This window comes from Actinophytocola sp. (assembly GCF_035712165.1).
GTDB lineage: Bacteria > Actinomycetota > Actinomycetes > Mycobacteriales > Pseudonocardiaceae > DASYTH01.
Genome location: NZ_DASTBH010000503.1, coordinates 1 through 7,034 on the forward strand (window position 1 = coordinate 1; position 7,034 = coordinate 7,034).

The window sequence follows — 7,034 nt, forward strand, 5'->3', positions numbered from 1 at the left end:
GGATCTGCCGCCTGGTCCGGAGTTCTCCGTTCCCTGCGCGCGAACAGTAAACCAGGTGAACGGGTCGGCCACCAGCATTAAATGAGTCCCCTGCCGGTGCCCAGATACCTCGTTCCACAAATTTCGTTGTTGACTGTCACCAGCTGTGATGACTAACGTGCTGAACCATTCTTTCAATACTGACGCGGTGGGTGATCGATGAAGGCGGACAGGTTCGGAATACCGCGGCAGAGCTGGCTGCTGCTTCTGGTCGGCCTGATCGACTCGATCGGCACCGGACTGTTCCTCGCCGGCTCGGCGATCTTCTTCACCCGCAGCGCCGGCCTGAGCCCCACCGAGGTCGGCGTCGGGCTGACCCTCGGCGGGTTGTGCGCCCTGCTTCTGTTGACCCCGTTGGGAATGCTGGCCGACCGGATCGGTCCGCGGGCCGCCGGGGTGCTGATGCACCTCTGGCGGGCAGTGGCCTTCGCCGGTTTCGCGTTCGTGCACGACTTCGGGACGTTCCTGCTCGTGTCCTGTCTGGTCGCACCGCCGACCAGAGCGATCGAGCCGATCGGACAGATGTTCGTGGACCGGCACGTGGGCGCCGGCCTGCGGATGCGGGTGATGTCGGCCCTGCGGCTGGCCTACAACCTGGGGTTCACCCTCGGGGCGTTGCTCACCACCGTGATCCTCGCGGTGGACACCCGGGAGGCGTTCCTGGCGATCGTGCTCGGCGACGCGGTGACCTTCCTCTTCGCGGGCTTGTTGTTGCTCAAGGTTCCGCTGCTGGAGCAGACCGCCTCCGCTCGGCACACGGTGACCGGCTGGCCGAAGTCGTTGCGCCAGGGCCGGTACCTGATCGTGGCCGGGCTCAACGGAATCCTGATGATGCACATCCCGCTGCTGAGCATCGGCGTGCCGCTGTGGGCCACGCTCTACACCGACGCGCCCCGGCTGATCGTCGGCCCGCTGATCGTGGTGAACACGGTCATGGTCCTGTCGCTGCAGATGCGGTTCAGCCGCGGCACGGACACAGTGGACAGTGGGGTCCGGCTGATGCGCTGGGCCGCGGCCTGCCTGGCGGCGTTCAGCGTGATCGTCGCGTTCGCCGGGCACCTCAACGCGTTCTGGGCCTCCGCGGTGCTGCTGGCCGGCGTGGTGGTGATCACCTTCGGCGAGATCATGCAGGTGACCGGCGGCTGGCTGCTGTCCTACGAGCTCGCGCCCCAGCAGCGGCAGGGCGAGTACCTGGCGGTGTTCAGTCTCGGCGTGGCCGCCATGTACCTGGTCGGCCCGACGCTCATCACGGTGGGCATCATCGAGCGCGGGGTGACCGGCTGGCTGGTGCTCGCCGTGGTCTTCGCGGCGGTCGGGTTGACCATCGGGCCGGCCGTGACCGCGGCCAGGCGCCAGATCGACGCCGTGCCGGCCGGCCGGTGACAGCTCAGACACCATGGCCACGCACCGCCCCGGTGCAGAGGTAACCCCACTGCCGGTCGTAGTCGGCCAGCAGCAACCGGGAATGCGCCGCCATCCGGCCGGCCAACTCCCACCACACGCCGGTGTAGGGCTGCCCGGCCGGCGCCGGCACTGACTTGTCCACAGTGGACAGCTCGGTGCCGGTGATCACCACCGGTTCCGGCCCGGGACCGGACAGGTCGGCGAGATCCGCGGCGAGCCGGTCGGCGACCTCCGCCGGTGGCACGCCGCGATGCTGACGGACCAGCACCGCGTCCGGCTCCCGGGTCTCCTCCAGCAGCAGCGCGACGGCGGCGTGCCGGTCCGGGACCGGCGCCGGCTCGGCCAGCTCGTAGTGCAGACCGGACTGCTCGGCGACGATCAGCAGCGCCCGGCGGCACACACCGCTCGCGGCGTAGGCGCCGATCAGTCGCAGCGCGGTGAACGCCCCGGCCACACCCTGGTCGCACACGGCGAACGACAGCGGGTCACCGGGACAGCGGCTGCCCAGGTAGGTGGCGGTGTTGCGACCGAACCGGACGTCGTGCACCGCGTGCACGAGCACCAGCACGTCCACCGGGGACCGGGGTTCGGTGACCGTTCGGATGAGCGGGTCGGCCATGTCGCCGTAGGAGTGACCGGTGCCGGCGGCGATGACGTCCTCGCGCACCGCCAAGCCGTACGGGGCGACCATGTCGGCCAGGTAGCCACTCAGCCCGGGGTCGGCGACCAGCGCCGAGTCCTGGTCGAAGCGCAGCCGCCCGGCCCGGCTCACCCGCAGCCGGACGGGCGCGCCGCGCGCCTCATCCAGCGGTCCGGTCTGGAACATCGGTCCTCACTCGCCGCCGATCGCGTGCTTGGCCACGAAGTCGGCCAGGCTGCCGATCGACTCCAGGTCCCGCCGCTCGATGTCCTCGACGTCCACGTGGATGTCGAGGTCCTCCTCGAGTGCCAGCAGCAACTCCAGCGTGGCCGACGAGGTCATGCCCAACTCGTCGAACAACCGGGTGTGCTCCGGCAGCGTCGTCGTCTCGCGGCCCAGCGTCCGGTGCAACGCCGTGCCGATGCTGTGCACCACCCGCTGGCGCAACTCCTCCATCGTCGTCAGGCTCCTTTCTGGGTCAGTGTTCGAACACCATCGCCGAGAACGTGGCGCCGTAACCGGCGGCCGCCACCAGGTAGAAGTCGCCCGGTTCCAGCAGTCCCTTGTCCAGCGCGGTGCGGTAGTTGATGAACGCGTCGGCGGCGAACGTGTGCCCGACCCTCGGCACGTTGTGCAGCATCACCCGGTCGGACGGGAACCGCAGCAGCCGGCTGACCCGCTGCCAGGAGCCCATGTTCACGTTGTGCGGCAGGATCAGCGCCAGGTCGTCGACCCGCAGTCCGGCCCGCTCGACGGCCGCGAGGATCACCCCGGCGAGCAACCCGCGGTACTCGGCTGCGAACCGCTCGGCGAAGCCGGCGTTGCCCGGCAGCCACTGATCCAGGTCGCCGCGCTGCCGGCTCACATAGGACAGCACCCGGTCGCGCCGGCCATCGGCGGAGACCAGGCAGGCGCCCGATCCCTCGCCGAACACCCGGGCCTCCGGCGGCAGCCGCACGTCCTGGGTGAACACCGTCTCCCCCGCGACGATCAGGGCCAGCGCGTCCGGCACGCCGTCGGTGCGCAGCAGCCGGCCGGCCAGGTCGATCGCCAGCAGGTTCGACGCGCAGGCCTGGTGGGTCACGGTGAACGCCAGCGCGTGCCCCAGTCCCAACCGGTCGCACAGTTCGTGCAGCGGGTTCACCGGAAACGGCGTGGTGACCGGAACTCCGCGGGCGTAGAGCACGTAGCGCACCCGGTGCTCCTGGCCCCGCAGTTCGTCGAGCGCGCCGGTGGCGGCGGTGAGCAGGTCCAGCGGCGTCTCCTCCGGGCGGGCGCGGCACACCTCGGACAGGCCGTGGAACCGGTGCAGCACCCGCACCTGGCCCGGGGTCAGGCCGAGTTGTGTGGCCAGGTCCCCGATCGGAACCCGGCGGTCCGGGAGAAACGCCGCCACGGCGTCCAGCGCGGTCATGTGACCCGCACCGGCAGACTGTCGTAACCGCGCAGCATCAGCTTGTCCCGCTCCCCGGGCGGTCCGGCCAAAGCCAGGTCCGGGAAGCGCCGCAACAGCATGGGCAGGGCCAGCTGGCCCTCGTGCCGGCTCAGCGCGGCGCCCAGACAGTAGTGCAGCCCGCTGCCGAACGAAGCGTGCTGGTTGTCCATTCTGGACGGATCGAACACGTCCGGGTCGTCGAACCGGGCCGGGTCCCGGTTCGCGGCGCCGTAGAGCACCAGCACCCGGGTCCCGGCCGGAACCTCGACGCCGAGCAGCTCGGTGTCCCGCCCGGCCCACCGGATGCTGAACTGCACCGGCGCCTCGTAGCGCAGGATCTCCTCGACACAGCCGGGCAACCGCTCGGGTTCGGCCAGCAGGGCGGCGCGCAGCCGCGGCCGGTCCAGCAGCAGCGTCAGCCCGTTGCCGATCATATGCGTGGTGGTCACGAAGCCCGCGTTGAACATCGTGATCAGGTTGGCCAGCAGCTCGTCGTCGGACAGTTCGGCGCCGAGCTGCTGGGCTCGCACCAGGGCGCTGATCAGATCGTCGCGGGGGGCGGCCCGGCGGGCCGCCACCAGGTCGGCGAAGTAGCCGGTCAGCTCCTCGGCGGCCTGGTCGGCGGCCCGCAGCCCGCGCCAGGCCATGCTGCCCAGGTCGAGGATCGCGCCGAAGGCCCGCACCCGGGGCGGAAACCACGCCCGGTCCGGCTCCGGCACCCCGAGCAGCTCGCCGATCACGTTGCTGGGCAGCGGAAGCGCGAACTCGGCCAGGAAGTCCACCGGCGCGCCGCCGGCGCCGAGCTCGGCCAGCCGGTCCAGCAACGTCTCGACGATCCGCACGATCGCCGGCTCCAGCGCGGCGATCCGGCGGGGCGTGAACACCTGGCCGAACAGCCGCCGCACCCGCAGGTGGTCGGGCCCGTCGGTGAAGAAGACCGACCGGGTCAGCGTGCGCAGCGCCGGGTGGTCCGACCACGGCAGGCCCCGGCGGTCCGGGTAGTCGGTGTCCATCACGCGGAACGTGGGATCCCGCATGACCCGGTTCACCGCCTCGTACCCGTGCACCACCAGATCGAACTTGTCCGCTGTGGACAGCCGGCAGACCGGCCCGGCCCGGTGCAGGTCGGCGTAGTACGGGTACGGGTCCCGCCGGCCCTGCTGGGACAGCAGGCCGGCGAGCGAGACGGCGGCCAGGGTGGTCATCGGTTCTTGAGCACCCCCTGGATCGCCGCCAGCAGCTGGGCCCGGCCGGGTTGCACCGCGCGGTCCAGCTCCAGGGCGAACGGCAGCACGGCGCCGTCCGGCCGGGTGACCCGCGCGGGTGGGGCGGACAGCCCGAACTCGGTTGCGGTGGCGAGGATCTCGGCGGCCAGCCCGCACATCCGGTTGCCGTCGTCGACCACCACCAGCCGGCCGGTCTTGGCGACCGAGGCGGCCAGGCCGTCCCAGTCGAACGGATAGACGGTGCGCGGGTCGAAGACCTCGATCGATGCCTCGGCGGCCAGTTCCTCCGCGACCGCCAGCGCGTCGTGCACCAGGTGGCCGATGGCGACCACGGTGAGGTCGGTACCGTCCCGGTGCACCCGGCCCAGACCGAGCGGAACCGGCCGCAGTTCGGCGAAGTCGACGTCGGCGCGGAGGTTGAGGGCGCCGGCCGGGGCGAACACCGCGACCGGGTCGTCGTCGCGGATGGCGCTGACCAGCAACCCGTAGGCGTCGGTGGGAGTGGCCGGCACCACGGTCTTGACGCCGACGTGGGCGAAGAGACTGTAGGGGTGGTCGGAGTGCTGGCCCGCCCAACCGGTGCGGGAGCCGGAACCGGGCACCAGGTAGGTCACCGGAACCCGGCACTGCCCGCCGGTCATCAGCGAGAACTTGTGGGCCTGGTTGGCGATCTGCTCGAACACCAGGAACATCAGCGAGGGGATCTGGAACTCGATCACCGGCCGCAGGCCGGCCAGCGCGGCGCCGGTGGCGAAGCTGGTGAACGCCTGCTCGGACAGCGGGGTGTCCAGCACCCGGTCCGGGCCGAACCTGCGCTCCAGCCCGGCGGTCACGTTCGACACGGCGACCCGGACGTCCTCGCCGAGCACGAACACCGCCGGATCCCGCTCCAACTCGTCGGACAGGGCCCGGTTGAGCGCCTTCTGGTAGGACAGCCACGGCATCTCAGCCACCACCCGTCCGGGCGCGCAACCCGGTGGCGTACAGGTGGTCCAGGGCGCCAGCCGGGTCCGGGTGCGGACTGTCCAGCGCGAAGCCGACCGCGTCGTCCAGCAGCGCCTCGATCTCGGCGTCGATCCGGGCCCGGTCCGCCGGGTCCAGCCGGCCGCCGGCCAACTCGACCGGATCCCGGGACCGGCCGCGCTCGACCTCCGCGTCGTCGCGGTAGCGCACCCGGGCCTTGTGCTCCCAGGTGTGGTGCGCGTCGAACCGGTAGGTCTGGCATTCCAGCAGCGTCGGCCCGAACCCGGCCCGGGCCCGGGCCACCGCGTCGCGGGCCGCGGCCAGCACCGCTTGCGGGTCCATGCCGTCCACGGTCAGCGCCGGCATCCCGAACGCGATGCCGCGCGCGGTTATCGTTCCGGCCACCGCGTCGGCCAGCCGCAGGGTCGTCGCGTAGCCGTTGTTCTCGCACACGAACAGCACCGGAACCCGCCACAGCGCGGCCAGGTTCATCGACTCGAGCAGCACCCCCTGGTTGACCGCCCCGTCGCCGAAGAAGCTGACCGCGACCGTGTCCCGCCCGGACCGCCGGGCCGCCCACGCCGCGCCCACCGTGATCGGCCCGTTGGCGCCGACGATCGCGTTCGCGCCGTAGATCCCCAGCGCGAAGTCGGCCGCGTGCATCGACCCGCCGCGGCCCCGGTTCAGCCCGGTGGACCGGCCGGCCAACTCGGCCAGCATCCGGGCCGGGTCGGCGCCCTTGGCCAGCACGTGCCCGTGCCCGCGGTGCGTGCTGGTGATCACGTCGTCGGGCCGCAGTGCCGCGCACACGCCTGCAGCGATGGCCTCCTGCCCGATGTAGGGATGGATGCCGCCGACGATGTCGCCCGAGGACACGAGCCCGATCGCCCGCTCCTCGAAGCGGCGGATCAGCCGGACCGTTCGGTACAGGCCGGCCGGGGTGCCCGGCGGGTCTGCCATGCGTTCTCCTTCAGTTCGGGCGCACCGATGCCTCGATGACGCCCTCGGCCAGGTCCGCTGTGGACGGACGGACCGCCGTCACCTCGAACCCGGCCCTGGACAACAACTCCTGGTACTCCGCGGCCGTGCGGTCATGACCTTCGAGCATGCCGAGCATGAGCAGGTCGACCATGGCCGTGGCGGCCGAACCTCCGTCCTCGGGCAGAAACTTCTCGAACACGAACAGCCGGGCGTGCCGGCCCATCGCGGCGGCGACCCGGCGCAGGATCGCCTCGGCGGGCGCGTCGGTCCAGTTGTGCAGGACCCGGGCCAGCACGTAGCCGTCACCCCCGCCGGGGACCTGGTCGAAGAAACTTCCTTCGACCAG

Annotated in this window: 8 protein-coding genes; 1 reads left to right on the forward strand and 7 read right to left on the reverse strand. The window is 71.6% G+C overall.

Features of this window, described 5'->3' with window-relative positions:
• Window positions 1-198: 198 nt before the first annotated feature.
• Window positions 199-1,422: an MFS transporter gene (locus tag VFO68_RS28560; protein WP_325161507.1), complete on the forward strand. Its 1,224-nt coding sequence runs from the start codon at window positions 199-201 to the stop codon at window positions 1,420-1,422.
• Between the two features lie 4 nt (window positions 1,423-1,426).
• Here the strand turns inward: VFO68_RS28560 and VFO68_RS28565 are convergent, their stop codons facing one another.
• From VFO68_RS28565 to VFO68_RS28595, 7 genes are all read right to left on the reverse strand, one after another.
• Window positions 1,427-2,269 (reverse strand): hypothetical protein, encoded by an 843-nt coding sequence (locus tag VFO68_RS28565; RefSeq protein WP_325161508.1) that lies wholly within the window; start codon window positions 2,267-2,269, stop codon window positions 1,427-1,429.
• A 6-nt stretch (window positions 2,270-2,275) separates the two neighbouring features.
• Window positions 2,276-2,539 (reverse strand): phosphopantetheine-binding protein, encoded by a 264-nt coding sequence (locus VFO68_RS28570; protein ID WP_325161509.1) that lies wholly within the window; start codon window positions 2,537-2,539, stop codon window positions 2,276-2,278.
• A 22-nt stretch (window positions 2,540-2,561) separates the two neighbouring features.
• The gene (locus tag VFO68_RS28575; RefSeq protein ID WP_325161510.1) at window positions 2,562-3,497 is read right to left on the reverse strand and encodes a 3-oxoacyl-[acyl-carrier-protein] synthase III C-terminal domain-containing protein; all 936 of its coding nucleotides are present in this window, start codon (window positions 3,495-3,497) and stop codon (window positions 2,562-2,564) included.
• The gene (locus VFO68_RS28580; protein WP_325161511.1) at window positions 3,494-4,723 is read right to left on the reverse strand and encodes a cytochrome P450; all 1,230 of its coding nucleotides are present in this window, start codon (window positions 4,721-4,723) and stop codon (window positions 3,494-3,496) included. Before VFO68_RS28580 ends, VFO68_RS28575 begins: the two co-directional genes overlap by 4 nt.
• A complete protein-coding gene (locus VFO68_RS28585) occupies window positions 4,720-5,688 on the reverse strand; it encodes an alpha-ketoacid dehydrogenase subunit beta (RefSeq protein WP_325161512.1) in 969 nt (322 codons plus the stop codon). The genes VFO68_RS28580 and VFO68_RS28585 overlap by 4 nt, the downstream gene beginning before the upstream one ends.
• Before the next feature lies 1 nt (window position 5,689).
• Window positions 5,690-6,667 (reverse strand): thiamine pyrophosphate-dependent dehydrogenase E1 component subunit alpha, encoded by a 978-nt coding sequence (locus VFO68_RS28590; protein ID WP_325161513.1) that lies wholly within the window; start codon window positions 6,665-6,667, stop codon window positions 5,690-5,692.
• A gap of 10 nt (window positions 6,668-6,677) precedes the next feature.
• Window positions 6,678-7,034 (reverse strand): methyltransferase (locus VFO68_RS28595; RefSeq protein ID WP_325161514.1); only part of this gene is annotated, 357 nt, incomplete at its 5' end.

What these genes read in the sequence shown, in the direction of transcription:
- VFO68_RS28560 (WP_325161507.1), top strand. Translation starts at nt 199, where the DNA reads ATGAAGGCGGACAGGTTCGGAATACCGCGGCAGAGCTGGCTGCTGCTT.
- VFO68_RS28565 (WP_325161508.1), bottom strand. Translation starts at nt 2,269, where the DNA reads ATGTTCCAGACCGGACCGCTGGATGAGGCGCGCGGCGCGCCCGTCCGG.
- VFO68_RS28570 (WP_325161509.1), bottom strand. Translation starts at nt 2,539, where the DNA reads ATGGAGGAGTTGCGCCAGCGGGTGGTGCACAGCATCGGCACGGCGTTG.
- VFO68_RS28575 (WP_325161510.1), bottom strand. Translation starts at nt 3,497, where the DNA reads ATGACCGCGCTGGACGCCGTGGCGGCGTTTCTCCCGGACCGCCGGGTT.
- VFO68_RS28580 (WP_325161511.1), bottom strand. Translation starts at nt 4,723, where the DNA reads ATGACCACCCTGGCCGCCGTCTCGCTCGCCGGCCTGCTGTCCCAGCAG.
- VFO68_RS28585 (WP_325161512.1), bottom strand. Translation starts at nt 5,688, where the DNA reads ATGCCGTGGCTGTCCTACCAGAAGGCGCTCAACCGGGCCCTGTCCGAC.
- VFO68_RS28590 (WP_325161513.1), bottom strand. Translation starts at nt 6,667, where the DNA reads ATGGCAGACCCGCCGGGCACCCCGGCCGGCCTGTACCGAACGGTCCGG.